At 72.0% G+C, this 25,381-nt stretch carries 18 protein-coding genes and 1 riboswitch; of the genes, 7 read left to right on the top strand and 11 right to left on the bottom strand.

The window, feature by feature from the left end; genetic code table 11:
- Nucleotides 1–33 precede the first annotated feature (33 nt).
- The 6 genes from ACQ614_RS23475 to ACQ614_RS23450 form a co-directional block, all read right to left on the bottom strand.
- On the bottom strand, nucleotides 34–1,095 hold the full coding sequence (locus ACQ614_RS23475) for an ABC transporter ATP-binding protein (protein ID WP_431680620.1): 1,062 nt from the start codon (nucleotides 1,093–1,095) through the stop codon (nucleotides 34–36).
- Nucleotides 1,092–2,090, bottom strand: coding sequence for an ABC transporter permease (locus tag ACQ614_RS23470; RefSeq protein ID WP_431680619.1), 999 nt, complete (start codon nucleotides 2,088–2,090; stop codon nucleotides 1,092–1,094). The genes ACQ614_RS23475 and ACQ614_RS23470 overlap by 4 nt, the downstream gene beginning before the upstream one ends.
- A gap of 117 nt (nucleotides 2,091–2,207) precedes the next feature.
- On the bottom strand, nucleotides 2,208–3,977 hold the full coding sequence (locus ACQ614_RS23465; RefSeq protein ID WP_431680617.1) for an ABC transporter substrate-binding protein: 1,770 nt from the start codon (nucleotides 3,975–3,977) through the stop codon (nucleotides 2,208–2,210).
- Nucleotides 3,978–4,071: 94 nt separating this feature from the next.
- The gene (locus ACQ614_RS23460; RefSeq protein ID WP_431680616.1) at nucleotides 4,072–5,058 is read right to left on the bottom strand and encodes an ABC transporter permease; all 987 of its coding nucleotides are present in this window, start codon (nucleotides 5,056–5,058) and stop codon (nucleotides 4,072–4,074) included.
- A 589-nt stretch (nucleotides 5,059–5,647) separates the two neighbouring features.
- Nucleotides 5,648–6,535, bottom strand: coding sequence for an enhanced serine sensitivity protein SseB C-terminal domain-containing protein (locus ACQ614_RS23455; protein ID WP_431680615.1), 888 nt, complete (start codon nucleotides 6,533–6,535; stop codon nucleotides 5,648–5,650).
- A gap of 155 nt (nucleotides 6,536–6,690) precedes the next feature.
- Nucleotides 6,691–7,482, bottom strand: coding sequence for an enhanced serine sensitivity protein SseB (locus ACQ614_RS23450; RefSeq protein ID WP_431680614.1), 792 nt, complete (start codon nucleotides 7,480–7,482; stop codon nucleotides 6,691–6,693).
- A gap of 115 nt (nucleotides 7,483–7,597) precedes the next feature.
- Nucleotides 7,598–7,699: riboswitch (glycine riboswitch) on the top strand.
- 186 nt (nucleotides 7,700–7,885) lie between these two features.
- On the opposite strand from ACQ614_RS23450, the gene gcvT reads away from it, so the two are divergent.
- The 4 genes from gcvT to ACQ614_RS23430 all read left to right on the top strand — a co-directional run bounded on the left by gcvT (nucleotide 7,886) and on the right by ACQ614_RS23430 (nucleotide 12,331).
- Nucleotides 7,886–9,004 (top strand): glycine cleavage system aminomethyltransferase GcvT, encoded by a 1,119-nt coding sequence (gene gcvT / locus ACQ614_RS23445; protein WP_431680613.1) that lies wholly within the window; start codon nucleotides 7,886–7,888, stop codon nucleotides 9,002–9,004.
- Between the two features lie 81 nt (nucleotides 9,005–9,085).
- The gene (gcvH, locus tag ACQ614_RS23440) at nucleotides 9,086–9,460 is read left to right on the top strand and encodes a glycine cleavage system protein GcvH (protein WP_363491616.1); all 375 of its coding nucleotides are present in this window, start codon (nucleotides 9,086–9,088) and stop codon (nucleotides 9,458–9,460) included.
- 77 nt (nucleotides 9,461–9,537) lie between these two features.
- Nucleotides 9,538–10,806, top strand: a complete 1,269-nt coding sequence (gene glyA, locus ACQ614_RS23435; RefSeq protein WP_363491617.1) for a serine hydroxymethyltransferase — start codon at nucleotides 9,538–9,540, stop codon at nucleotides 10,804–10,806.
- A 142-nt stretch (nucleotides 10,807–10,948) separates the two neighbouring features.
- On the top strand, nucleotides 10,949–12,331 hold the full coding sequence (locus ACQ614_RS23430; protein WP_431680612.1) for an L-serine ammonia-lyase: 1,383 nt from the start codon (nucleotides 10,949–10,951) through the stop codon (nucleotides 12,329–12,331).
- Between the two features lie 343 nt (nucleotides 12,332–12,674).
- Here the strand turns inward: ACQ614_RS23430 and ACQ614_RS23425 are convergent, their stop codons facing one another.
- The 4 genes from ACQ614_RS23425 to ACQ614_RS23410 all read right to left on the bottom strand — a co-directional run bounded on the left by ACQ614_RS23425 (nucleotide 12,675) and on the right by ACQ614_RS23410 (nucleotide 17,425).
- Entirely contained in the window at nucleotides 12,675–13,223 is a 549-nt protein-coding gene (locus ACQ614_RS23425; protein WP_431680611.1) for an ATP-binding protein, read from the bottom strand.
- 93 nt (nucleotides 13,224–13,316) lie between these two features.
- Nucleotides 13,317–14,522 carry a L,D-transpeptidase gene (locus tag ACQ614_RS23420; RefSeq protein WP_431680609.1) on the bottom strand — a complete coding sequence of 402 codons (1,206 nt, stop codon included), beginning with the start codon at nucleotides 14,520–14,522 and terminating at the stop codon, nucleotides 13,317–13,319.
- A gap of 179 nt (nucleotides 14,523–14,701) precedes the next feature.
- Entirely contained in the window at nucleotides 14,702–15,991 is a 1,290-nt protein-coding gene (locus ACQ614_RS23415) for a L,D-transpeptidase (protein ID WP_431680608.1), read from the bottom strand.
- Between the two features lie 213 nt (nucleotides 15,992–16,204).
- A complete protein-coding gene (locus ACQ614_RS23410) occupies nucleotides 16,205–17,425 on the bottom strand; it encodes a L,D-transpeptidase (protein ID WP_431680607.1) in 1,221 nt (406 codons plus the stop codon).
- Between the two features lie 208 nt (nucleotides 17,426–17,633).
- Between ACQ614_RS23410 and glgX the strand changes: the two genes are divergently transcribed.
- Complete coding sequence (gene glgX / locus ACQ614_RS23405; protein WP_431680606.1) at nucleotides 17,634–19,904, top strand: glycogen debranching protein GlgX; 2,271 nt, start codon at nucleotides 17,634–17,636, stop codon at nucleotides 19,902–19,904.
- Here the strand turns inward: glgX and ACQ614_RS23400 are convergent.
- The gene (locus tag ACQ614_RS23400) at nucleotides 19,885–21,300 is read right to left on the bottom strand and encodes a family 2B encapsulin nanocompartment shell protein (protein WP_431680604.1); all 1,416 of its coding nucleotides are present in this window, start codon (nucleotides 21,298–21,300) and stop codon (nucleotides 19,885–19,887) included. The genes glgX and ACQ614_RS23400 overlap by 20 nt on opposite strands.
- Before the next feature lie 255 nt (nucleotides 21,301–21,555).
- On the opposite strand from ACQ614_RS23400, the gene ACQ614_RS23395 reads away from it, so the two are divergent.
- Both ACQ614_RS23395 and ACQ614_RS23390 read left to right on the top strand, forming a co-directional pair.
- Nucleotides 21,556–23,355 carry an ABC transporter ATP-binding protein gene (locus ACQ614_RS23395; protein ID WP_431680602.1) on the top strand — a complete coding sequence of 600 codons (1,800 nt, stop codon included), beginning with the start codon at nucleotides 21,556–21,558 and terminating at the stop codon, nucleotides 23,353–23,355.
- Nucleotides 23,352–25,184: an ABC transporter ATP-binding protein gene (locus ACQ614_RS23390; protein ID WP_431680600.1), complete on the top strand. Its 1,833-nt coding sequence runs from the start codon at nucleotides 23,352–23,354 to the stop codon at nucleotides 25,182–25,184. Before ACQ614_RS23395 ends, ACQ614_RS23390 begins: the two co-directional genes overlap by 4 nt.
- Nucleotides 25,185–25,381: the final 197 nt, after the last annotated feature.

The raw sequence follows: 25,381 nt of genomic DNA, 5'->3' as shown, positions 1-25,381 counted from the left end.
GGTTGTCTCCTGAGTGTGGTACTGGCGGCCGGGTCACAGCCGGGGCGCGATCTCTTCGGCGAAGATCCGGTGCCGTTCGGCGATCGGCAGGTGGCAGGCCGCGAGGTGCCGGGGGGCGGCCTCGGCCAGCACGGGCACCTCGGAGGTGGAGCGCCCGCCGGTCAGCTCGGCGTACGGGCAGCGCGGGTGGAAGGCGCAGCCGGACGGCACGTTGATCAGGCTCGGAGGGGTGCCCTTGACCGGGATCAGCCGGTCCTGGAGCTCCCGGTCGAGCCGGGGCATCGAGCCGAGCAGGCCCCAGGTGTAGGGGTGCTCGGGTGCCTCGAAGAGGGACGCGGCGGGGCCGCGCTCGACGGACTTGCCGCCGTACATCACCAGGATGTCGTCGGCGAGCTCGGCGACCACGCCGAGGTCGTGGGTGATGATGATGACGGCCGAGCCGAACTCCTTCTGCAGGTCCCGGATGAGGTCCAGGATCTGCGCCTGGACGGTGACGTCCAGGGCGGTGGTCGGCTCGTCGGCGATCAGCAGCGAGGGGTCGTTGACCAGGGCCATCGCGATCATGGCGCGCTGGCGCATACCGCCGGAGAACTCGTGCGGGTAGGCGTCCACCCGCTTGTCCGGCTGCGGGATGCCGACCCGGTCGAGCATCTCGATCGCCCGGGTGCGGGCCTGCTTCTTGGTGGCACCCGGGTGGTGCGCCCGGTAGCCCTCGATGATCTGCGCGCCCACCGAGTAGTACGGGTGCATCGCGGTCAGCGGGTCCTGGAAGATCATCGCCATCTTCTGGCCGCGGAGCTTGCGGACCCGGTCGGGGTCGGCCCCGACCAGCTCCTCGCCGTCCAGCCAGACCTCGCCGGTGATCCGGGGGGCGCCGCGCTTGGTGCCGGTGCGGTGCAGGCCCATGATCGACAGTGAGGTGACGGACTTCCCGGAGCCGGACTCGCCGACGATCCCGAGGGTCTTGCCCTTCTCGAGGTCGAAGGTGAGCCCGTCCACGGACTTGACCAGGCCGTCCTCGGTGGGGAAGTGGACCCGCAGGTCGCGCACCGAGAGGAAGGCCGAGGGCTTGGTGGTGTTCAGGGTCTTGCTCATGCCAGCCTCACCCGGGGATCGACAACTGCGTACATCACGTCAACCAGCAGGTTGGCCAGGATGATGAAGAATCCGGCGAAGAGGGTGACACCCATGATCACCGGCAGGTCGCTGGAGTTGACCGCGGTGACCGCCTCGTAGCCGAGTCCGCGGAAGTTGAAGGTCGACTCGGTGAGCACCGCGCCGCCGATCAGGGCTCCGAGGTCCATGCCGAAGACGGTGAGGATCGGGGTGAGGGTGGAGCGCATGGCGTGCTTGCCGATGACCGTCCGCTCGCCGAGGCCCTTGGCCCGGGCGGTGCGGATGTAGTCCTCGCCCAGCACCTCCAGGAGGGTGGCGCGGGTGAGGCGGGCGTAGGTCGCGGCGTAGAGGAACGCCAGGGTGACCCACGGCAGCACGAGGTTCTGGAACCACGCGACCGGGTCGTCGGCGAAGTTCACGTAGTCGTGCGGGAACCAGCCGAGCTGGTAGACGAAGATCGCGCTGGCGAGCATGCCGGTGAAGTAGATCGGCAGCGAGACGCCGGCCAGGGCGGTCGTCATGGTGAAGCGGTCCAGCAGGGTGCGGCGGCGCAGCGCGGAGACCACACCGGTGGCGGTGCCGAACACCAGCCACAGCACGGCCGCGCCGGCGGCGAGCGAGGCGGTGACGCCCAGCCGGTCGAGCAGGACGGGCCACACCTCCTGCTCGGTCTTGAAGGAGTAACCGAAGCACGGCGCGGCACAGTGGGTGAGGTCCACGCCGGTGCTGTAGTCGCGCCCGACAAACAGGCCCTTCAGGAACAGGAAGTACTGCTCGACGATGGACTTGTCGAGGCCCATCTTGTGTCGGATACCCTCGACGGCCACCTTGTCGGCGATCTTGCCGACGTAGAGCAGCGCGGGGTCGGTCCCGGTCAGCTTCGGCACCATGAAGAAGATGCCGAAGGTGACCGCGGAGACCACCAGCAGCATGGCGACGACATTGACGAGCCGTCGGATGAGATATACGAGCACTGCGGTCGGCCCCGCCCCGGGCCGGCCGCGTCCCTGTGGGGACGCCGACCGGCCCGGGCGGAGCCTTCACCTGCCCTTCGGACTAGCTGTGCGAACTACGGGTGCGGGAGGGGCAGGTCACTTGCCGTCGGAGACGCCCAGGGCCTGGAAGTCGACCTCGCCGAACGCGTCGTTGATGAAGACGTTGGTCAGGCGCGGGTTGCGGTAGTTGAGCGCCTTGTCGGCCACGATCGGCAGCCACACCGCGGTGTCGACGACCTTGTGGTTGATCTGCTTGTAGATCTCGGCGGCCTTGGCCGGGTCGGTCTGGGCGGCGGCCTCGTCGAAGAGCTTGTCGATCGCCGGGTCCGAGGTCTCCGGGTAGTTGCTGTTGCCCGTCTTGGTGATGAAGCGGCTGTCCATCAGGGGCTGCATGTAGCCCGCGCCGTTCGGGTAGTCGGCGCCCCAGCCGGCCACGATCAGGCCGTAGCCCTTCTGGTGGACGACGTCCGGCGAACCGGCGACGGAGGCGAGCAGCTTGCCGTCGTACTGGTCGACGTTGACGGTGACGTTGATGGCCTTGAGGGCGGTCTGCAGCGCGACGGCCGAGTTGACCTCCTTGGCCTTGTTGCCACGGACGGCGATGGTGGTGGTGAAGCCGTCCGCCTTGCCGCACTCCTTGAGCTCGGCCTTGGCCTTCTCCAGGTCCGGCTTGCCCTTGGTCAGGCCGAACGGGTCGTAGTCGTCCGAGCCGAGGATGTTCGGGGGCAGCATGTTGCCGTAGGTGGAGCCGGCGACCGAACCGCCGCGGGCGGTCTGCAGCGCGGTGGTGTCGGCCGCGTACAGCACGGCCTTGCGGCAGTGGATGTTGTCGAAGGGCGCGACCTTCTGGTTCAGCGCGATGAAGCGGATGAAGCCGTTGTACGGGTCGTCCGTGTTGGCCTTGAGCTTCTCGTCCTGGAGGACCTTGACCTGGGCGGCCTGGGAGAGACCGGTCTGGCCGAAGTCGACGTCGACGGTGCCGGCCAGCAGGCGGGCGTCCATGTCGTCGGCGTTGGAGGTGACGGTCAGCTTGACGGTGTCCGGCAGCGCCTTGCGGAACGGGTCGGTGGCCGGGTCCCAGTTCTCGTTGCGGACCAGCTCGTAGCCCTTGCCCGGCTCGACCTTGGCGAACTTGTACGGGCCGGAGGAGACCGGCTTGTCACCGTACTTGGCGCCGGTGTCCAGCTTCTGCGGGACGGGCGAGGCGGAGCCCATCGCGAGCAGGTACGGGAAGGAGGAGTCCGGCTTCGCCAGCTTGAAGACGATGGTGGTGTCGGACGGGGTCTCGACCGACTTCAGACCCAGCTTGTTGGGGTCGGTGTCGGTGTAGGGGCCCTTGTAGTCCTGGCCCTGGTCCAGCGACTGGATCAGGTAGGTCGGACCACCGGCGACGACGTCCTGCGCGAAGATGCGCTCGATGCCGTACTTGATGTCCTTCGAGGTGATCGGCGAGCCGTCCTCGAACTTCACACCCTGCTTCAGGTGGAAGGTGTAGGTCTTGCCGTCGGAGGAGACGGACGGCATGTTGGCCGCGAGGTCCGGGACGAGCTTCAGGCCGTCCTTGCCCGGCTTGGCGTCGTAGGACAGGAGGGTGCGGGCGTAGAACCGCTCGAAGTTCCACACCGAGGCGTAGTAGGCGCGACCCGGGTCGAGCGAGTCGACGTCGGTCGACGTCCAGAGGTTGAGCGTGCCGCCCTTCTTGTCGGAGGGGTTCAGCACCTTGTCAACCGCGGCGTTGAAACCGCCGGTCGAGCCCTTGCCGGCGCTGTCGCTCGTGCCACCGCCCTTGGTACCGCCGCAGGCCGCGGTGGTCAGGGCGAGCACAGCCACGAGGGAGGCTGCGGCAAGTGTCCTGTTGCGCTTCATGGGTACGGAGTCCTCCTGATGATGTGCGGGCACGAACGGTCCGCCGGGGGCGGGCAGGCTGAGAGGGACCTGCCGGGTCTGTGGGGGGTGCGGGCTAGTTGCCCTTGGGGTCGAGCGCGTCACGGAGGCCGTCACCGAAGAGGTTGAAGGCGAGCACCGTGACGAAGATCGCGAGACCGGGGATGACCATGTAGGTCGGGTCGGCCTGGTAGATCTTGGTCGCCTCGGAGAGCATCTGGCCCCAGGAGGGCGTCGGCGGCTTGACGCCCGCGCCCAGGAAGCTGAGCGCCGCCTCGCTGAGGATGTTGGTGGGGATGATCAGCGTCGTGTAGACGAGGATCGGTGCGACCAGGTTCGGCAGCAGCTCGCGGAAGAGGATGTGGATGCTGCCGGCGCCCAGGCTGCGGGCGGCGTCGACGAACTCCCGCTCGCGCAGCGACAGGGCCTGGCCGCGGACGATGCGGCCGATGTACGGCCAGCCGAAGAAGCCGATGACCAGCACGAGGATGCCCATGCGAAGGGCGGTTCCGCCGAGGCCCAGCAGCGAGTTCGGCATGACCGAGACCAGCGCGATGGAGAACAGCAGCTGCGGGAAGGCCAGCAGGACGTCCATCACCCGGCTGATCGCGGTGTCGATCCAGCCGCCGAAGTAGCCGGCCGCGGCGCCGAGCACCACGCCGATCACCACGGAGACGGCGGCCGCCAGGAAGGCCACGGTGAGCGAGATCTGGGCGCCGTAGAGGATCCGGCTGAAGACGTCGCGGCCGAAGGTCGGGTCGACGCCGAGCAGGAACTCGCCGCTCATACCGCCGTACGCGCCCCTGGGGAGGCCGAGGTCCGGGTTGATCTGGTCCGGGTGGGGCTCGTCGACCGGGTGGCCGAACAGCGCCGTCAGCACCGGCGCGAAGATCGCGGCGAGGATCAGCAGGAGCACCACGGCGCCGCCCGCGAGGGCGACCTTGTCACGCTTCAGCCGGTCCCAGGCGATCCGGCCCGGAGAGCGGCCCTGGATGCGCTTGGCCGGGGCGGCAGTTGCGGCCTCGGGCCGGGCAGAGCCGGTGGTCTCGGTGGGTGTGGTCATGAGTCAGTTCGTTCCCCTCGCCGACGGTGGCCGGCCCACGGCCCGGTCCGGCGGGGCGACCCGGGCCCGATCAGGGCCCGGACCCCGGTGCGGTCCGGAGTTCGCGACAGTGCGGTGCAGAGCGGTGCGGTGGTTCCGTACGCCGGTGCGGCGGTGCAGAGTTCGTTTTCGGGGTGCCGGAGCCGGCCGGCCGGACTCGGGGACCGGGGCGGCGGGTTCGCGGCGTTGCGGGGTGGAGCGGGTCCTGCGTGGTGCCGGTGCGCGGCATGCACATCGCGCGGTTCGGCGGGTTTCGGAGGGCGCGTTCACCTTTGTGGGGATCGGCTCGCGCACTGCGTTGGGCAGCACTCTCTGTCATCGGAGAGGCGTTCCGCCAGAGGGGGCAACCGAAGGATGCCTAACTGTGATCTGTCCGCATGCAGACCCGTCCGGCCTCGAATAGGCGTCTTCACACGGCTGAAACAAGCCTGTCAAGACGGGTACTGACGGAAGCCCGCCAACGGCGGGAAACCGCCACCACCTGGGCGCGACCCGCCACTGGCGGACCTCCGCCACAAGGCTCGGTAAAGCGCGGGAAAAGGAAAGTGGATCAGCGGCCGGGGTAGCCGGGCCACGGCTGCTGGGGCCAGGGCTGCGGCCCCGGCGCCGACTGCGGAGAGTAACCATAGGCCGGGTAGGGGGCCCCGCCCTGCGGGTGCCCGTACTGGGCGTCGCGGTCGAAGAACGGGCGGGCGTTGGCGCGCATCCACATCGCGACCGGGTCGAACTCGTCGGCCATCGCGACGGTGGAGACCGCCAGCCCCTCCGGGGCCAGCTGGGCGGCGCGCTGCACCAGCGCCCGCGCCGCCTCCACCGCGGGCGGGGAGTTGTCGTACAGGTCCAGCCCGACGGCCAGGTACGCCTCGCCCAGGGCAGGCTGCACCCAGGCCTGGCGCAGCGAGCGCAGCGGCCGGACCTGCACCGCCTGCTGCTCCAGCAGGCCGTAGAACTGCGGCGCGTGCAGGCGGGATTCGGAAATGCGCAGCGGGCCGGCCGGGAGCCGGTCCAGGCCCACCGCGATGCGTCTGAGGTCGGCCCACGGGATGCCGACGCCGCCGCCGGGCGCGTGCGGGTTCAGCCACAGGCCCCAGCGGGTGCGGAACAGCGCGGCGGCGATCTCGGTGCCGGAGATCACCTCGTGGCCGCGGGCCCAGCCGCTGGCGGCGAGCTGCTCGGCGGAGGTGACGGCGGGGGCGTAGCCGTGCCCGCCGATGTCCATGTTCCCGTACTGGGCGTCGGGGCTGCCGGGGGTGCCGTGCCAGAGCAGCATCCAGACCTGCCCCTGGGCGAGGGCCCGGAGCAGGTTCTCGTACGCGTCGTAGCGCTCCGGGGCGACCGCGCCGAGGGCGCGCTCGATGGCGCCCGGGTCTCCGCCCGCGGGCGCCACGGGTGCCCGGCCCCACTGGCCCGGCCCGCCGCCTGCCGCTGCCGCGCTCATGCGCCCGCCTCGCTCCGCTCGCTCACGTCGCCGTGCCCCGTCTTGTCCGTCTTCCGCCGCTCGCCCTCACTGTCGGGGAGCACCCTATTGCGCAAGGCCGACAGGCGTCATGCCGCATACCCCCCGGCCGCCCCGCCGCCGTGCGGCGCAGGCGGTCACCCCCGGACGTAGAACGGCGCCACGGCGGTGAGCAGCCACTCGACGACGGGGTCGTCGGCAAGATCGAGCAGCACCAGGTGGACGCCCCAGGGCGGCGGCGCGGTTCCCATCGCACGGCCGAGCGCCTCGTTGACCTGCGCGGGATCGGCCGGCCAGGCCGGGTCGAGCTGGATCCCGACGTACAGCTGCGGGGCGTCGGCCTCCACCCGGGCGAGCGCCCGGCGCGCCGTCAGCACGCCCGGCAGCGCCTGGAGTTCGGCGGTCGCCGCGGCGAGGAAGGCGTACGGCTCCTGGTGCGGCTCGGGCTCGCGCAGGGCCACCGCGGCGCCCTCGGAGACGGGCTCGGCGTCCCAGCGTTCGCCCTGCGGTCCGCGGCGCAGCTCGCCGACGCCCTCGGGCGGCACCGGGATGCCCACCGGCGCCTCCGGGTTGACCGCGATGCCGATGCCGAGCGGGAGGCCGCGGGCGAACTCCCAGACCGGTGCGATCGCGAACGGCATGCCGGGGGCGTGCTGCAGGAACTGCTCCTGCGAGGAGAACACCGGGACGTACGGGGTACCGGCCAGCTCGATGGTCGGCAGGTCCAGCGAGGTGCCCTGCGGGTCGGCGCCGGCCGGCAGCGGGATCCACACCTGGCTGCGGGCCAGCACCTCGATCACCCGGGGCGTCGCGCCGGGGTCGCCGAGGGCCGCGGTGAGCACCTGCTCCAGTTCGTTGGACGGCCAGCCGCCGCCCTCCGGCGCCGAGCCGGGACCGGCCCACGCCTGTGCCTCGCCCGGATAGCCCATGTACCGCCCCTTCGATCGACCGCTGTACAGAGCCTAGCGGGCCGCCCCCTCTCCCATCAGGCCCGGCGGCATGCCATGATGAGCGCGCTCGACCTCCAAGTTCATACTGGCCGCTCGAACCCGCGCGGGAGAGTCCGGAACGCCCCCAGGGCGCGGCCGGCGCCGAAGGAGCAAGTCCTCCCCGGAATCTCTCAGGCACCCATACCGCACGGGCGAGGCACATCTGGAAAGTGGACACGGCCGCGCCGTGCGCCCACCCACGGTGCAAGCCGCCATCCTTGAGGTGGCGGTGAAGCTCTCAGGTTGTTGACGACAGACGGGGAGACTCCACCAGCCCGTCCTGCCCGCCCCCGGGCAGGAGGGTCGCCCGCGTGCCCGCAAGCAGCCAAGGAGTCCTGCCGTCATGTCCCTCCGCCTCACCGCGCTCGACGCGCTGCACCGCTCGCTCGGTGCCACCATGACCGACTTCGCCGGCTGGGACATGCCGCTGCGCTACGGCAGCGAGCGCGAGGAGCACCTCGCCGTCCGGACGAAGGCCGGCCTGTTCGACCTCTCGCACATGGGCGAGATCACCGTCTCCGGCCCGCAGGCCGGCGAGATGCTGGACCACGCGCTGGTCGGCTTCATCTCCGCGCTCGGCGTGCTGCGCGCCCGCTACACCATGATCTGCCGCGAGGACGGCGGCATCCTCGACGACCTGATCGTCTACCGCACCGCGGAGGACGAGTACATGGTGGTCGCCAACGCCTCCAACGCCCAGGTGGTGCTGGACGCGCTGACCGAGCGCGCCGAGGGCTTCGACGCGGTCGTCCGTGACGACCGCGACGCCTACGCGCTGATCGCCGTCCAGGGCCCGGAGGCGAACGGCATCCTCGCCTCGCTGACCGACGCCGACCTGCCCGGCCTGAAGTACTACGCGCTGCTGCCCGCGACCGTCGCCGGCAAGCAGGTCTGGCTCGCCCGCACGGGCTACACCGGCGAGGACGGCTTCGAGGTCTTCTGCGCCCCGGCCGACGCCGAGCACCTGTGGCAGGCGCTGACCGCGGCGGGCGCCGACAAGGGCCTGGTGCCGTGCGGCCTGTCCTGCCGCGACACGCTGCGCCTGGAGGCGGGCATGCCGCTGTACGGCCACGAGCTGTCCACCGACCTGACCCCGTTCGACGCCGGCCTCGGCCGCGTGGTGCGCTTCGACAAGACCACCAACGAGGGCGCCTTCGTCGGCCGCAAGGCGCTGGAGCAGGCGGCCGCCGAGGCCGAGTCCGCGCCGCCGCGCAAGCTGGTCGGCCTGGTCTCCGAGGGCAAGCGGGTGCCGCGCGCCGAGTACGCGGTGGTCGACGCCCAGGGCAACCCGATCGGCCGGATCACCTCCGGCGCGCCCTCCCCCACTCTCGGCAGGCCGATCGCCATCGCCTACGTGGACGCGGCGCACGCCGAGCCCGGCACCGCCGTCGCCGTCGACGTGCGCGGCAAGGCCGAGCCGGTCGAGGTCGTGGCGCTGCCGTTCTACAAGCGCGCCCGCTGAGCGCCGAAAAGCCCCTTCCCCGAGCGGTCCGCCCAGCGGACGGCCACGCCCCTCCCCCTTGCGATCCTGGAGAATGACGCCATGAGCAACCCCACGCACCTGCAGTACACCGAGGAGCACGAGTGGCTGACCGCCGCCGTGGACGGGGTGTCGACGATCGGCATCACCGCGCACGCCGCGGACGCCCTCGGCGACATCGTGTACGTCCAGCTCCCCGAGGTCGGTGACACGGTCACCGCCGGTGAGACCTGTGGCGAGCTGGAGTCCACCAAGTCGGTCAGCGACCTGTACTCGCCCGTCACCGGCGAGGTCGTGGAGGTCAACCAGGCCGTCCTCGACGACAACGCGCTGGTGAACAGCTCCCCGTTCGAGGAGGGCTGGCTGTTCAAGGTCCGCGTCGAGGAGACCGGCAAGACGCTCGACGCCGACGCGTACACCGCCTTCATCGGCGGCTGACCGCCCGCTCTCCGGGGCGGCCGCAGCGCAGCGGCCGCCCCGCCCTGGCCCTTCGCTCCACGGGGAGACCCCACCTCATGACGGTTCTCAACCAGTCCCTGCACGCGCTCGACCCGGAGATCGCGGCCGCGGTCGACGCCGAGCTGCACCGCCAGCAGACCACCCTCGAAATGATCGCCTCCGAGAACTTCGCCCCCGTGGCGGTCATGGAGGCCCAGGGGTCGGTCCTGACCAACAAGTACGCCGAGGGCTACCCCGGCAAGCGCTACTACGGCGGCTGCGAGCACGTCGACGTCGCCGAGCAGATCGCCATCGACCGGGTGAAGGCTCTGTTCGGCGCCGAGCACGCGAACGTCCAGCCGCACTCCGGTGCGCAGGCGAACGCCGCGGCGATGTTCGCGCTGATCCAGCCGGGCGACACCATCCTGGGCCTGAGCCTGGCGCACGGCGGCCACCTCACCCACGGCATGAAGATCAACTTCTCCGGCAAGCTCTACAACGTGGCCGCGTACCACGTCGACGAGAAGACCGGCCAGGTCGACATGGCCGAGGTCGAGCGCCTGGCCAAGGAGCACCAGCCGAAGCTGATCATCGCCGGCTGGTCCGCCTACCCGCGCCAGCTGGACTTCGCCGAGTTCCGCCGCATCGCGGACGAGGTCGGCGCCCTGCTCATGGTCGACATGGCGCACTTCGCCGGCCTGGTCGCCGCGGGCCTGCACCCCTCGCCGGTGCCGTACGCGGACGTGGTCACCACCACCACCCACAAGACCCTCGGCGGCCCCCGCGGCGGCGTCATCCTCTGCAAGGAGGAGTGGGCCAAGAAGATCAACTCCGCGGTCTTCCCCGGCCAGCAGGGCGGCCCGCTGGAGCACGTGATCGCCGCCAAGGCCGTGGCCTTCAAGGTCGCCGCCTCGGAGGAGTTCAAGGACCGCCAGCGCCGCACCCTCGAGGGCGCGAAGATCCTGGCCGAGCGCCTGCTCCGCCAGGACACCGTGGATGCCGGCGTCTCGGTGCTCTCCGGCGGCACCGACGTGCACCTGGTCCTCGTCGACCTGCGCAACAGCGAGCTCAACGGCCAGGACGCCGAGGACCGCCTGCACGAGGTCGGCATCACGGTCAACCGCAACGCCGTCCCGAACGACCCGCGCCCGCCGATGGTCACCTCCGGCCTGCGCGTCGGCACCCCGGCCCTGGCCACCCGCGGCTTCCAGGCGGAGGACTTCCGCGAGGTCGCCGACGTGATCGCCGAGGCCCTGCTGCCGGGCTTCGACGAGGCCAAGGCCACCGCCCTCAAGGCCCGCGTGACGGCGCTGGCCGCGAAGTACCCGCTCTACCCCGAGCTGTAGTCCGTCTCCTCCCGGCGAACGGCCCCACCCCGGCCGTTCGCCGGGAATTCCGGGGCACCGAGCACACTGGACAGTGCGCACGGTGCCCCGAACCGTGTCACCCAGCAAGTCCTTCCACGAGACCAGACAAGGACGTCCCCCCGTGGCCATCAGCGTCTTCGACCTCTTCTCCATCGGCATAGGGCCGTCCAGCTCGCACACCGTCGGCCCGATGCGCGCCGCCCGGATGTTCGCGCGCCGCCTCAACTCGGAGGGGCTGCTGGACCGCACCGCCTCGGTGCGGGCCGAGCTGTTCGGCTCGCTCGGCGCCACCGGCCACGGCCACGGCACCCCCAAGGCCGTCCTGCTCGGCCTGGAGGGCAACTCGCCGCGCACCGTCGACGTCGACCAGGCCGACCTCGACGTCGAGCGCATCCACCGGGAGAAGCGGCTGCGCCTGCTCGCCCAGGACAAGGACGTCCAGCACGAGATCGCCTTCGACCCGGACAGCCAGCTGGTGCTGCACCGGCGCCGCTCGCTGCCGTACCACGCCAACGGCATGACCCTCGCCGCCTACGACGCGGCCGGCGTGCCCGTCCTGGAGAAGACCTACTACTCGGTCGGCGGCGGCTTCGTGGTCGACGAGGACGCGATAGGCGCCGACCGCGTCAAGCCCGACGACACCGTGCTGCGCTACCCCTTCCGCACCGGCGAGGAGCTGCTGCGGCTCACCCGCGAGACCGGGCTGTCGATCTCCGGCCTGATGCTGGAGAACGAGAAGGCCTGGCGCACCGAGGCGGAGATCCGGACCGGGCTGCTGGAGATCTGGCACGTCATGCAGGAGTGCGTGGCGGCCGGCATGGGCCGCGAGGGCATCCTGCCGGGCGGGCTGAAGGTGCGCCGCCGGGCCGCCGCGGGCGCCCGCGCACTGCGCGCCGAGGGCATCGGCCCGGCGAACGCGATGGAGTGGGTCACCCTGTACGCGATGGCGGTGAACGAGGAGAACGCCTCGGGCCGCCGCGTGGTCACCGCACCGACCAACGGCGCCGCGGGCATCGTCCCGGCCGTGCTGCACTACTTCATGAACTTCATCCCCGGCGCCGACGACGACGGCATCGTGCGCTTCCTGCTGGCGGCCGGTGCGATCGGCATGCTCTTCAAGGAGAACGCCTCCATCTCCGGCGCCGAGGTCGGCTGCCAGGGCGAGGTCGGCTCGGCCTGCTCGATGGCGGCCGGCGGCCTCGCCGAGGTCCTCGGCGGCACCCCGGAGCAGGTCGAGAACGCCGCGGAGATCGGCATCGAGCACAACCTCGGCCTCACCTGCGACCCGGTCGGCGGCCTGGTCCAGATCCCCTGCATCGAGCGCAACGGCATGGCCTCCGTGAAGGCCGTCACCGCGGCCCGGATGGCGCTGCGCGGCGACGGTCGGCACCACGTCTCCCTCGACAAGGCGATCAAGACCATGAAGGAGACCGGCGCCGACATGAAGATCAAGTACAAGGAGACCTCGCGCGGCGGCCTGGCGGTGAACGTCATCGAGTGCTGACCGGGCCGAGCACCGCCCCGACCCGGAGGCCGCTTCGGGCTGCAGCGCCGGACGGCAAGCATTCATAGGCCGTTCATCCGACTTTGGTAAGTCTTCGAAGGTTACGGGCCGCCCGCACCTTTGGATCGATTTGTCCAGACCGGTCCCGGCGTGCGAAAGTAGAGGCATTCCACGGCCTCCACCGACCCGGTTCGGCCGTTTCCACCGCGGGCGCGCACCCCCCTGGCCGCGCGGTGACGCGCACGGGCCCCCGACACCGCACACCGAGCGGAACGGGGGCCCTGCTCATCTCCGGGCACCTCGTCCCCGGGCGCCTCGTCTCCCGGCACCGCGCACCCGCCGGTCAGACGGCTCTCTCGCGGACCCTCAGCTCGCACCAGACGGCCTTGCCGCGGGGCATCAGGTCGGCGCCCCAGCGGTCCGAGACCGCGTCCACCAGGACCAGGCCGTTGCCGTTCTCGGTGCCGCCGCGCTCGGCCGCCACGATCATGCAGGGCAGCGCCCGCGAGGAGTCGCGGACCTCGATCCGCACCCAGCCCGGCCGGCGCGCCATCTTCAGGCCCACCGTGCGCCCCCCGGCGTGCCGGACGGCGTTGGCGACGAGCTCGGCGACCAGCAGCTCGCCCGCGTCCTGCTGCTGCGGCAGCTCCCAGCAGCGCAGCACGGCGAGCACCAGGCGGCGGGCGATCCGGGCCGACTCCGGCCGGGAGGGCAGCCGCACCTCCTCCTCGGCCGCCGGGTCGCGGAGCAGCTCGAAGGCGGCCTGCTCCAGCTCCCGCGCGGTGAGCCGCTCCAGGGCCGCCAGCGCGAGGGCGGGGCGGGCCGACGGATCGTCACCGGCCGTGCCGAGCACCCGATTCGACGCCTGGTCCGCCTCACGCCATCCCGCCATGGCCCACATCATTGCGGAACGCATGCGGGTGCGTACGGACAATGAGCAAACGATCACGGCGGGCGGACATATGACAGCGGCACGCCTGAGGGCCTACCAGGCAGTCCAGGGCACGTTCCAGCCGCTCAGGCCGTTCTCGCCGGAGACCTGCTCGCCCTTGGAATTCACCACGGTGACGACGTCGCCGATCATTGACGCGTTGTAGAAGCGGCCGGCGTCGGTGCCGTCGCTGCCGTAGCGGGTGTCGGCGATGCCGATGCAGCCGTGGCTGGCGTTGGCCCGGCCCATCGAGCCGATCGCCCAGGAGTTGCCGTGCACGTAGGTGCCGGTGTCGGTGAGGCGCAGGGCGTGCGGCACGTCGTCGAGGTCGTACTCGTCGCCGGCCCGGATCCCGCTGACGCCGTTCGAGGACATCCGGGTCTTGCGGGCCATCTCCTCGATGACCATCGTGCCGTTCCAGCTGTCGAAGCCGGCCTTGCCCGCGGTGAACTTCACGGTGTCCACGGTCTGCCCGTTCTCCACCACGGTCATCCGGTGGGTGGCCACGTCGGCGGTGCTGACCCGGGAGCGGCCGACGGTGAAGTGGTCGTCGCCCTGGAGGTCGCCGTACACGCCCGGGGCGACCTCGGCGCTCTTCAGCCGGTAGTGGACGGTGACCTTGGTCTGCGGCGTCCAGAACTTCTCCGGGCGGAAGTCGACCCGGGTCTTGCCGAACCAGTGCGGCTTGACCACCGTGCCGTCGGAGGTCTCGAAGACCACCGCCTTCTCGATCTCGGCGCGGTTCTCCACCGGCTTCCTGAAGCGCAGTGAGACGATCATGCCGACGCCGTAGGTCCCGTTGTCGTCGATGTTGACGTCCGCACCGATCTTCTTGCTCGGGGTGAGCGTGGTGAAGGTGCTCTCGGCGGTCGTCTCCAGGCCGTCGGCGTCGGTGGCCCGGGCCGTGACCCTGTACTGCTCGCCGACGGCGAGGGCGGCGGAGGGCGTCCAGCCGAGGCCGTCCGCGGAGACGGCGCCGGGGACCTCCTTGCCGCCTTGGCCGGTGACCTTGACGGCGGTGAGCTTCCCGCCGGTGGCGGTGACCTTGAGGGTGCCGGACGGCTTGACGTCGGTCGCGCCGTTCTTCGGCTCGATGGCGACCACGGCGGCCGGGACGGTGGGCCTGGGCCTGGCCGCCGTCGTACCTGCCTTGGACGCGGTGGCGTCCTTCCCCTCGCCGGACGGGCCGCAGGCCGCCGCCGCGAGCACCAGTGCTCCCCCGAGCACACCCGCCGTCAGACCTCTGCGCACCGACCCCATGGCAACTCCCCCCGTGTCCGGTCGCGCACTCCCTTGCGCGATCCCCACCTGTTGAACGCTCCGGGAGGCACCGCGGGTTGCGGCCGGGCGTGCGACGATCCGGTCACGAAGCAGCAACGGCCCGGCCGCTCGACGGGGAGCGGCCGGGCCGTGGCGGGTGTCCGGGTGGAGGGGCAGGCCTACCAGTTGCTCCAGGAGAGCGTCCAGCCGCTGAGGCCGTTGTCCGGGGAGACCTGGCGGCCCTTGGAGTTGACGATCTTCACCACGTCGCCGATCAGCGAGCTGTTGAAGAAGGTGCCGGCGGACGAGGACTCGCTGCCGCCCTTGACGTCCTTCAGGCCGACGCAGCCGTGGCTGGCGTTGGACTTGCCGAAGGCGTTGCCCCAGTAGTTGCCGTGGAGGTAGGTGCCCGTGGTGGTGAGGCGCATCGCGTGCGGCACATCCGGGACGTCGTACTCGTCGCCCTTGACGTTGGCCACGGTGGCCGAGTTCATCCGGGTCACCTTCTCCTTGCTGGAGATGACCATCGTGCCGTTCCAGGACGGGTTCTGGTCGTTGCCCGCGGTGATCGGGATGGTCCTGGCGGAGCCGTCGCCGCTCGCCACCGACATGGTGTGCTTCGCCGCGTCGACGGTGCTGACCTGGTAGCGGCCGATGGTGAAGGGCTCGTCGCGGTCCACGTCGCCGTAGATGCCGGGCGAGACCTCGACGCTCTTCAGCCGGTACTTGACGGTCACCTTGGTGCCGGGCTTCCAGTACTCGGCCGGACGGAAGTCCAGGCGCTGGCTGCCGAACCAGTGGCCCTTCACCGTGGTGCCGTTGCTGGTCTCGAAGGTGATGCCCTTGACGACGGCGTCCTTGTTCTTGACCGGCTTGTTGAAGGACACCGAGACGATCATGCCGACGCCGTAGGTGGCGTTGTCGGCGATGTTGTCGTTGGTGCTGACCTTCTTCGCCGGGGTCAGCGTGGTGAACGCGGAGGAGATCGCGGCGGGCAGGCCGGCGTCGTCCTTGGCCTGCGCGTTGACCGTGTAGGCCATGCCGACCGCGAGCGGCGCGTTCGGCTTCCAGCTGAGGCCGTCGGCGGCGATGGTGCCGGCGACCGCCTTGTCGTTCTTGTCCTTCACCTCGACGGAGGTGAGCTTGCCGCTCGCCACCGTCACGGTCAGGCCGCCGGGCTGGACGTCGGTGGCACCGTCCTTGGCGCTCACGCTGAGCACCGCGGCGGAGGTCTTGGGGGCGGCCTGGGTGGTGGAGCCGCCGGCCGAGGCGTCCGCGTTCGCACTGGCGCCGGAGCCGCCGGAGCTCTTGGAGCCGCCCGATCCGCCGTCGCCGTTGCAGGCGGCGGTGAACAGCAGGACGCCGCCCATGGCCAGTGCGACCGCCGCGGTGCGGGCGGTGCGGCGGGTGCGGTCCGATCCGGCCGCACCTCTGACTATCGCGGCCTCGGCCGCCTGAACCGCCTTCACGGTTGCTCCCCTCCCGGTGTTCACGCTGCATACACGCGCCGCCGCCCGGGTCGGTTTCACCGGGGCGCGGACTTCTTTCCGCGCGCACCCCCTCCGGGCGGACCGGCGGGCGCGGCACGCCAGGATAACTGGCCCGAATGAGTGAATCTTCGGCAGGTTCGGTGAATCCTGACGCAGCGCTGTGAGGGTGCCCCGTCAGGGGGCCCGACAGTCCTATCGGGTGTCCGGGGGACCGAGGGCGCTGCCGTCCAGCCAGGCGGGCCAGGGCATGTTCCAGCCGTTGAGGCCGTTGGAGGGCGGGACGGTCGCGCCGGTGTCGCCGTGCACCTCGACGACGTCGCCGACCAGCGAGTGCTCGAAGAACCAGCCGGCCGGGGACTCGGGGTCGCCGCCCCGGCGGTCGGCCAGGGCGATGCAGCCGTGGCTGGTGTCGGCCGTCCCGAACACGGCCTCGTCGGCCCAGTAGTTGCCGTGCAGGAAGGTGCCGGAGTCGGTGAGCCGCATCGCGTGCGGCACGTCCTTGATGTCGTACTCGTCGCCGAGGCCGACCGTCCGGGAGTTCATCCGGGTCTCGGCGAACTTCTCCGAGATCACCATGATCCCCCGGTAGGTGGGGTGCTGCGGGCCGCCCGCGGTGATCTTCAGGGTGCGCACCGGGACGCCGTCCTCACGGACCGTCAGGGTGCGGGCGGCCGTGTCGACGGTGGAGACCCGGGCCCGGCCCACGGTGAAGTCCGTGTCCTTGGTCTGGGTGCCGTACTCGCCGGGCGCGACCTCGACGTCCTTCAGCCGCAGCGAGACGGTGACCCGGGTGCCCGGCTCCCAGTAGTGCTGCGGCCGCACGTCCAGCCGCCGGTTGCCGAACCAGTGCGCGGCCAGCGGCACCGGCGGGTCGGCGGTCACCGTCACCGCCCGCTCCACCGCGGCGCGGTCGGCGATCGGCCGGGTGAAGCGCAGCGAGACCGGCATCCCCACCCCCACCGTGACGCCGTCCTCCGGGGTGAGGAAGGCGGCCACGCTGTGCGCCGGACCGGCCGTCACGAAGGTCGAGTGGTGGTCGGCCCGCAGCCCGTCGGCGTCCTGCGCGACCGCGTCCACGGTGTACGGGGTGGCCGGGGAGAGCGGCTCCTCCGGGATCCAGCGGCTGCCGTCGGGCGCCGTCCGCCCCGGCACGGCGACCCCGCGGTCGTCCGCCAGACGGACCGACAGCAGCTTCCCCTCGGCCACGGTGACGGCCACCTCGGCGTCGGAGTGCACGTCCTGGGTGCCGTCGGCCGGCACCGCGGCGATCGCCGCCCGGGAGATCCGCGGCCCGCCGCGGCCGGCGTCCGGCGACGCGCCGTCACCACCGGGCGGCGCACCGGTGCATCCGGCGAGCAGGACGAGCCCCGCCGCGGCCGCCCGCAGCGCCCAGCGCCGTGCCATGGCGGGCATGCCGCTCCCCCGTCCTCCGCCGTCCGGGCGCGGACCGCCCGCACCTGGTGCAACCATGCCGCGGAGCACCGGACACTCGGCCGCGCCACCCCGTGGACGTCCTCCCGTTCACCCAGCGTCACAACACGATCGGCCACGTGACACCTGCACGGGATCAGGGAACAACTGGAGAGCGGGTACGGGACCCCCGCGCAGGGAGGGTGCGGCGATGACGGCGTGGCAGGAGCTGGGACGGAGCACGCGCCCCGGGAGCGGCCGCCATCCGGCGGCCGGGCGCCCCACCGCCCCGCAGCCGGCGCCCCCCGACCCGTGGCCGGGCAGCTGGCAGCCGCTCGGCGCCCGCTTCCGCACCGCCCCGGACGGCGGCTGCGGCACCAACTTCGCGCTGTGGGCGCCCGGCGCCGAGGCCGTCGAGCTGTGCCTCTTCGACGAGGACGGCACCGAGACCAGGCACCGGCTGACCGAGCAGACCTTCCAGACCTGGCACGGCTACCTGCCCGGCGTGCTGCCCGGCACCTGCTACGGCTACCGGGTGCACGGCCGCTGGGACCCGTGGACGGGCGCCCGCTGGAACCCGGCCAAGCTGCTGCTCGACCCGTACGCCCGGGCGATCGACGGCCGGTACACCAGCCACGACGCCACCTGCACCGCGGTCCGCGGCTGGCCCGAGCCGGACGTCGCCGACACGGTGCGCGACAACCGGGACTCGGCGCCGTACGTGCCCAAGGCGGTCGTCGTCCACGACGACGACGACTGGTACGACGACCAGCGGCCGAAGACCCCGTGGGCCGAGACGGTTCTGTACGAGATGCACGTGCGCGGCTTCACCATGCGCCACCCGGACGTGCCGCCGGACCTCCGCGGCACCTACGCGGGCCTGGCGCACCCCGCCGCGATCGCCCACCTCACCCGGCTGGGCGTCACCGCGGTGGAGCTGCTGCCCGTCCACCACCACGTCAGCGAGGACCATCTGCAGTCCCGCGGCCTGACCAACTACTGGGGCTACAACACGCTCGGCTACTTCGCCCCGCACGCCGGCTACTCCGCCTCCGGCAGCCGCGGCGGGCAGGTCGGCGAGTTCAAGCGGATGGTGCGGGCGCTGCACGCGGCCGGCATCGAGGTGATCCTCGACGTGGTCTACAACCACACCGCCGAGGCCGGGGTGATGGGCCCGGCGCTGTCGCTGCGCGGCATCGACAACGGCGGCTACTACCGGCTGGACCGCAGCCGGCGCGGCTACGCCGACTACACCGGCTGCGGCAACACCCTGGACACCCGGCAGCCGCACGTGGTCCGGCTGATCACCGACTCGCTGCGGTACTGGGTGGGCGAGATGGGCGTCGACGGGTTCCGCTTCGACCTGGCCGCGGCGCTCGCCCGCGGCAGCGACGGGGTGGAGATGCACCACCCCTTCCTCGCCGCCGTCTCCCAGGACCCGGTGCTCAGCCGGGTCAAGCTGATCGCCGAGCCGTGGGACGTCGGCCCGGGCGGCTACCAGGTCGGCGGCTTCCCGCCGCTGTGGGCCGAGTGGAACGACAAGTACCGGGACACCGTGCGCGACTTCTGGCGCGGTGCCAGACCGGACGTCCGGGAGCTCGGCTACCGCCTCTCCGGCTCCTCCGACCTCTACCAGCGCGGCGGCCGCCGCCCCTACGCCTCGGTCAACTTCGTCACCGCGCACGACGGCTTCACCCTTCGCGACCTGGTCTCCTACAACCGCAAGCACAACGAGGCCAACGGCGAGCACAACCGGGACGGCACCGACGACAACCGGTCCTGGAACCACGGCGCCGAGGGCGAGACGGACGATGCGGCCGTGCGCGGGCTGCGCCACCGCCAGCTGCGCAACCTGCTCGCCACCCTGCTGCTGTCCAGCGGCGTGCCGATGCTCACCGCGGGCGACGAGTTCGGCCGCACCCAGCACGGCAACAACAACGCCTACTGTCAGGACAACGAGACCGGCTGGATGGACTGGTCGCTGCTGGACGACCCCGCCTGGGCCTCCCTCACCGACCTGGTGTCCACCCTGGTGCGGCTGCGCCGCTCCCACCCGGTGCTGCGCCAGCGGGCGTTCTTCTCCGGGCGGGAGACGGTGCCGGGCGGGCAGCGCGACCTCGCCTGGTTCACCCCGCGCGGCGAGCAGATGACCGAGGCGGACTGGTTCGCGCCGACCGCGGTGCTCGGCATGCTGCTCTCCGGCAGCGCGATGTCCGAGCGCGACCAGCAGGGCCGGGCGGTGACGGACGACAGCTTCCTGCTGCTGGTCAACGCCGGCGCCGAGCCGGTCGTCTTCCGGCTGCCCGGTGCACCGTGGGCGGACCGCTACGAGACGGTGGTCGACACCGCGGCCCCGGCGGACGGGGCCGGGCCGGCCCGCCACAGCGCGCCGGGCAGCGTCGTGCTGGGCGGGCGCTCGCTGCAGCTGCTGCGCGCACCCGCCCCGGACTGCGGTGGGGCGTTCAGCCGAGCGGGCGGTTGACCTCGACGTTCTCGAGGATTCCGAGCGCGTCCGGGACGAGGACCGCCGCCGAGTAGTAGGTGCTGACGAGGTAGTTGATGACGGCCTTCTCGTCGATGCCCATGAAGCGCACGTTGAGGCCCGGCTCGTACTCGTCGGGCAGGCCGGTCTGGTTGAGGCCGATGACGCCCTGCTCGGCCTCGCCCGCGCGCATGGCGATGATCGAGGTGGTGTGGCCGCCGGTGACCGGGATCTTGCCGCAGGGCAGCAGCGGCACCCCGCGCCAGGCGGGCAGGTGGTGGCCGCCGACCTCGATCGTGCCGAAGTACAGGCCGCGCCTGTTGCACTCGCGGCCGAAGGCGGCGATGGCCCGCGGGTGCGCGAAGAGGTGGGTGGTCTGGCGCCGCATGCTGAGCAGCTCGTCCAGGTCGTCCGGGGTGGGCGGGCCGGAGTGGGTCTGGATGCGCTGGTCGTAGTCCGCGTTGTTGAGCAGGCCGAACTCCGGGTTGTTGACCAGCTCGTGCTCCTGGCGCTCGCGCAGCGCCTCGATGGTCAGCCGCAGCTGCTGCTCGGTCTGGTTCATCGGCTTGTTGTAGAGGTCGGCGACCCGGGTGTGGACCCGCAGGACGGTCTGCGCCACGGACAGCTCGTACTCGCGGGGCGCGACCTCGTAGTCGACGAAGGTGGCCGGCAGGGTGTGCTCGCCGACGTGGCCGGCGGACATCTCGATCGCGGCCTCGCCGTGGCTGTTCTGCGGCCGGTGGCCGTTGCCCGACAGCCCCCGGACGTGGTCGTGCAGCTGCCGGTACTCGGCGGCGACCAGCTGGTACGCCTGGTGCGGCAGCGCCAGCACGGTGACCGCGGTGGCCGCCTTCGCGGTGAACTCCCAGTCGCCGTCCGGCCCGGCGAGCACGTGGCCGCCGAAGGAGGCGCCGTCGGCGAGCACGCCGAGCACCGTCTCCTCGCCGTACTTGCCGGCGCCGATCTGCTCGACCCGGCCGTGCGCGATCAGGAAGACGTGGTCGGCCGGGCGGCCGCGCTCGACGATGACCTGGCCGGGCTCGAACTCCTGCTGGACGAACCGGCCGGCCAGCGCCCCCAGCGCCGTCGGGTCCTCGAAGCCGCGCAGCAGCGGCAGCTCGCCGAGCTCGGCCGGGACGACCTGCACCCGGGAACCGGTCTTCACGAACGTCAGCCGGCCGTCGCCGACGGCGTAGCTCAGCCGCCGGTTCACCCGGTAGGTGCCGCCGGACACCTGGACCCACGGCAGCGACTTCAGCAGCCAGCGGGAGCTGATCTCCTGCATCTGGGGCTGGGACTTGGTGGTGGTGGCGAGGTTCCGCGCCGCCGCCGTGCTCAGGCTGAGCTGGAACTGCTCCTGGGCACCGGCCGGCTGGGGCTCCGTCTCGACCGTCATCGGGCACCTCTCGTGTCGTGGGGGGCCGCCATGGCAGATCGGCGACCACTCTCCGCATGCAGATGAAATCGGAGGGCGACACCCGGACGGCCGAGGCGCGCGCGGCGCGCGCAGGCGCCGGATGCACTCGAATGGCCGCGCGCCCCTGCCGTACCTCCCGCGCCGTGGACGCCCGCGGCGGCCTCGGCCGGATGTCGCCGTCAGGGGCAAAAAAGCAGATGAGAAATGACGGAACAGCGCCTACCCTCGGGCGCGATGTCCACGAACCAAGCCCCCGACGGCCACCGCCGGTCCACGGTGCGATCCCTGCTGCGCCTGTGGCCCTACGCCCGGATCGCCCGCTGGCGGATCGCCGGATCCGTCGCCGCCGCCCTGACCGCCTCGGCCAGCGTGCTCGCGGTGCCGGTGGTGCTCCGCCTGATCGTCGACGGCCCGATCGCCGACCACGACATGGCGGCCCTGTGGCCGCTCGCCGGGCTGCTCCTGCTGCTCGGCCTCGCCGAGGCCGGGCTGTTCGGCGTGCGCCGGGTGATCGTGGCCCGGCCGCTGGCCCGGGTCGAGGCGGCGATGCGCGGCGACCTCTACGGCAAGCTGCAGCGGCTCCCGGTCTCCTTCCACGACCGCTGGCCCTCCGGCCAGCTGCTGTCCCGGGCGACCTCCGACATGTTCACCATGCGGCTGTTCCTGGCCTTCCCGCTGGTCTTCCTGATCGTCAACACGACGGTCTTCCTGATCGGCACCGGCCTGATGTTCACCCTGGACTGGCGGCTCGCCCTGATCGCGCTGATCCCGATGGGCCCGCTGACCTGGCTCACCCACCACTTCGAGGGCCGCTACTCCGGCGCCGCCCGCCGCGCGCAGGACCAGAACGGCGACCTCGCCACGGTGGTCGAGGAGTCGGTGCTCGGCATCCGCATCCTCAAGGCCTTCGGCCGGCACCGCACCATGGCCGACCGCTTCGCCGAGCAGTCCCGCTCGCTGCGCCGCACCGAGCTCGGCAAGGCCGGGATGCTGGCCAACCTGTGGGCGGTCATCGTCGGCCTGCCCGAGCTCGCGCTCGGCGCGGCACTGGCGCTCGGCGCCGTCCGGGTCGCCCACGACGAGATGTCGGCCGGCACCCTGGTCGCCTTCCTGTCCACCGCACTCGCCCTGCGCTGGCCGGTCGAGTCGCTGGGCTGGCTGGTCGCGTACGCCAACGAGGCCGCCACCGCCACCGACCGCTTCTACGAGGTGATGGACGAGCCGGAGCCGACCGACACCACCGCCGCGGGCGGCACCGCGGCTGCGGACGGCGACCTCGGCATCCGGCTCACCGGGGTGCGCTACCGCTACCCCGACGCCCCCGCCGACAGCCCCGACCTGCTCGGCGGCGTCGACCTGCACATCCGGCCCGGCGAGACGATGGCCCTGGTCGGCGCCACCGGCAGCGGCAAGACCACCCTCACCGCCCTGCTCCCCCGGCTGTACGAGGCCACCGGCGGCACCATCACCCTGGACGGCCGGGACATCCGCGACATCCCCCGGGCCAGGCTGCGCGAACTGGTCGCCGTCGCCTTCGAGGAACCCACCCTGTTCTCCGCCTCGGTGAGCGAGAACGTGCTGATGGGCGCCCCGCACGCCGGCCCCGAGCAGCTCGCCTCCGCACTCGCCACCGCGCAGGCCCACTTCGTCGACAAGCTGCCCGCCGGCACCGCCACCCAGGTCGGCGAGCAGGGCCTCAGCCTCTCCGGCGGCCAGCGCCAGCGCCTCGCCCTGGCCCGCGCGGTCGTCGGCGACCCGCGCTTCCTGGTGCTGGACGACCCGCTCTCCGCCCTGGACGTGCACACCGAGGCGCTGGTCGAGCAGGCGCTGCGCCGGGTGCTGGAGGGCACCACCGCGCTGGTGGTGGCGCACCGGCCCAGCACCGTGCTGCTCGCCGACCGGGTCGCGGTGCTCGACGGCGGCCGGATCGCCGCCGTCGGCACCCACCACGAACTGCTGCAGAGCTCCGCCGTCTACCGCGAGCTGATGACGGGCGAGGCCGCCCCCGCACCGGAAGGGATCAGCGCCCGATGAGCACCACCGCCGTCGAACCGGCCGAGGAACTGGCCGAGGAGCTGCCGCACCCGGCCGAGGACGAGGACATCCCCGTCCCGCCGGGCGCCGCCCGGCGGCTGCTCGGCGAGCTGCTCGGCCCGCACCGCGGCCGGATCGCGCTGGCGATGCTGGTGATCCTCGTCCAGCAGGCGGCGCTGCAGTCCGGGCCGCTGCTGGTGGCCTTCGCCATGGACCGCGGCATCCCGGCGCTGCGCGAGCACGACAGCGGCCCGCTGATCGCCGTGATCGCCGCCTACCTGGGCTGCGCGGCGCTCAGCACGGTCCTGCAGCGCGCCTTCATCCGCTTCAGCGCCCGGATCAACCAGGACGTGCTGCTGGAGCTGCGCGGGCGGATCTTCCGGCACGCCCAGCGGCTCAGCCTGGACTTCCACGAGCGCTACACCTCCGGCCGGATCATCTCGCGCGCCACCAGCGACGTGGACGCGCTGCGCGAGCTGCTCGCCGAGGGCCTGCAGGAGCTGCTGTCGGTCGTCCTGTCGGTGTTCTACATCTCGCTGGTGCTGATGGTCATGGACTGGCGGCTCGGCCTGCTGTCGCTGCTGTCCTTCCTGCCGATGTACCTGAGCATCCGCTCGTTCCGGCGCCGCTCGCTGAAGGTCTACCGGCGCTCCCGCACGGCGGTGGCGTCGGTGATCGTCCGCTTCACCGAGACCATGAACGGCATCCGCCCGGTGCAGGCCTTCCGCCGCGAGCGCGCCAACGACGAGGCCTTCGGGACGGTCAACCAGCAGTACGCCGCGGCCACCGCGGACGGCCTGCTGGAGATGGCCCGGTACGTGGCGGTCTCCCGCACGATCGCCAATGTGTGGATCACCGGCGTGGTGGTGGCCGGCGCCCTGCTGGTCTCCGACGGCTCGCTGGAGCTCGGCGTGCTGACCGCCTTCGTGCTCTACCTGCGGCGGCTGTACGACCCGATCGACCAGCTGGCGATGTTCCTCAACAGCTACCAGTCGGCGGCCGCCGCCCTGGAGAAGATCGCCGGCCTGCTGGCGCACGAGCCCTCCGTGGCGGAGCCCGCCGAGCCGAAGCCGCTGCCGGAGCACACCGTGAAGGGCCGCACCGTCTCCTTCGACGGCGTCCGCTTCGCCTACCGCACCGGAAAGGAAGTCCTGCCGGCCTTCGACCTGGTGCTGCCCGCCGGTCGGACGACCGCCGTGGTCGGTGCCACCGGCGCGGGCAAGTCCACCCTGGCCAAGCTGCTCGCCCGTTTCTACGACCCCACCGACGGGCGGGTCGCCCTGGACGGCGTCGACCTGCGCGACCTGGCCGGAGACGAGCTGCGGCGCAACGTCGTGATGGTGACCCAGGAGTCCTTCCTGTTCTCCGGGACGGTCGCCGAGAACATCGCCATCGGCCGCCCCGGCGCGACCCGCGCCGAGGTGGAGCAGGCGGCGCGGGACATCGGGGCGTACGAGTTCGTCACGGCCCTGCCGGACGGCTTCGACACCGACGTGCGCAAGCGCGGCGGCCGGATCTCGGCCGGCCAGCGGCAGCTGGTGGCCTTCGCCCGGGCCCTGCTGGCCGACCCGGCGGTGCTGATCCTGGACGAGGCGACCAGCTCGCTGGACGTGCCCGGCGAACAGGCGGTGCAGCGGGCCATGCGGACGGTGCTGGCGGGCCGCACCGCCGTGGTGATCGCCCACCGGCTCTCCACGGTCGAGATCGCCGACCGGGTGCTGGTGATGGACCAGGGCCGGATCGTCGAGGACGGCACCCCGGCCGACCTGATCGGCGGCCGCGGCCGCTTCGCCGACCTCCACCGCGCCTGGCGCGACAGCCTGGTCTGACGGGCCCGCAGGAGCACGGGGCGCCCGGCGCGCAGGGGACACCCCAGGGGCGCTGGGGGCACCTCCCGGCCGAAGGCTGGGGCGGAACTGCGCGAAACGGAAGGCACCGGACCGCAACCTCCCGCCTCGCGCAGTTCCCCGCGCCCCCAGTGGTGACCCCTGTTCGGACGAGCGACCGCATCCCGCTTGCGCAGTTC

The organism is Kitasatospora dryopteridis (assembly GCF_050749075.1).
GTDB lineage: Bacteria > Actinomycetota > Actinomycetes > Streptomycetales > Streptomycetaceae > Kitasatospora.
The sequence above is the reverse complement of the archived record's forward strand: the minus strand, read 5'-3'. Positions and strand labels throughout refer to the sequence as shown.

Bases quoted from the DNA above. Each gene is read 5' to 3' on its own strand.
- ACQ614_RS23475 (WP_431680620.1), bottom strand. From the start codon at position 1,095: ATGAGCAAGACCCTGAACACCACCAAGCCCTCGGCCTTCCTCTCGGTG.
- ACQ614_RS23465 (WP_431680617.1), bottom strand. From the start codon at position 3,977: ATGAAGCGCAACAGGACACTTGCCGCAGCCTCCCTCGTGGCTGTGCTC.
- ACQ614_RS23460 (WP_431680616.1), bottom strand. From the start codon at position 5,058: ATGACCACACCCACCGAGACCACCGGCTCTGCCCGGCCCGAGGCCGCA.
- ACQ614_RS23455 (WP_431680615.1), bottom strand. From the start codon at position 6,535: ATGAGCGCGGCAGCGGCAGGCGGCGGGCCGGGCCAGTGGGGCCGGGCA.
- ACQ614_RS23450 (WP_431680614.1), bottom strand. From the start codon at position 7,482: ATGGGCTATCCGGGCGAGGCACAGGCGTGGGCCGGTCCCGGCTCGGCG.
- gcvT (WP_431680613.1), top strand. From the start codon at position 7,886: ATGTCCCTCCGCCTCACCGCGCTCGACGCGCTGCACCGCTCGCTCGGT.
- gcvH (WP_363491616.1), top strand. From the start codon at position 9,086: ATGAGCAACCCCACGCACCTGCAGTACACCGAGGAGCACGAGTGGCTG.
- glyA (WP_363491617.1), top strand. From the start codon at position 9,538: ATGACGGTTCTCAACCAGTCCCTGCACGCGCTCGACCCGGAGATCGCG.
- ACQ614_RS23425 (WP_431680611.1), bottom strand. From the start codon at position 13,223: ATGGCGGGATGGCGTGAGGCGGACCAGGCGTCGAATCGGGTGCTCGGC.
- ACQ614_RS23420 (WP_431680609.1), bottom strand. From the start codon at position 14,522: ATGGGGTCGGTGCGCAGAGGTCTGACGGCGGGTGTGCTCGGGGGAGCA.
- ACQ614_RS23410 (WP_431680607.1), bottom strand. From the start codon at position 17,425: ATGCCCGCCATGGCACGGCGCTGGGCGCTGCGGGCGGCCGCGGCGGGG.
- glgX (WP_431680606.1), top strand. From the start codon at position 17,634: ATGACGGCGTGGCAGGAGCTGGGACGGAGCACGCGCCCCGGGAGCGGC.
- ACQ614_RS23400 (WP_431680604.1), bottom strand. From the start codon at position 21,300: ATGACGGTCGAGACGGAGCCCCAGCCGGCCGGTGCCCAGGAGCAGTTC.
- ACQ614_RS23395 (WP_431680602.1), top strand. From the start codon at position 21,556: ATGTCCACGAACCAAGCCCCCGACGGCCACCGCCGGTCCACGGTGCGA.
- ACQ614_RS23390 (WP_431680600.1), top strand. From the start codon at position 23,352: ATGAGCACCACCGCCGTCGAACCGGCCGAGGAACTGGCCGAGGAGCTG.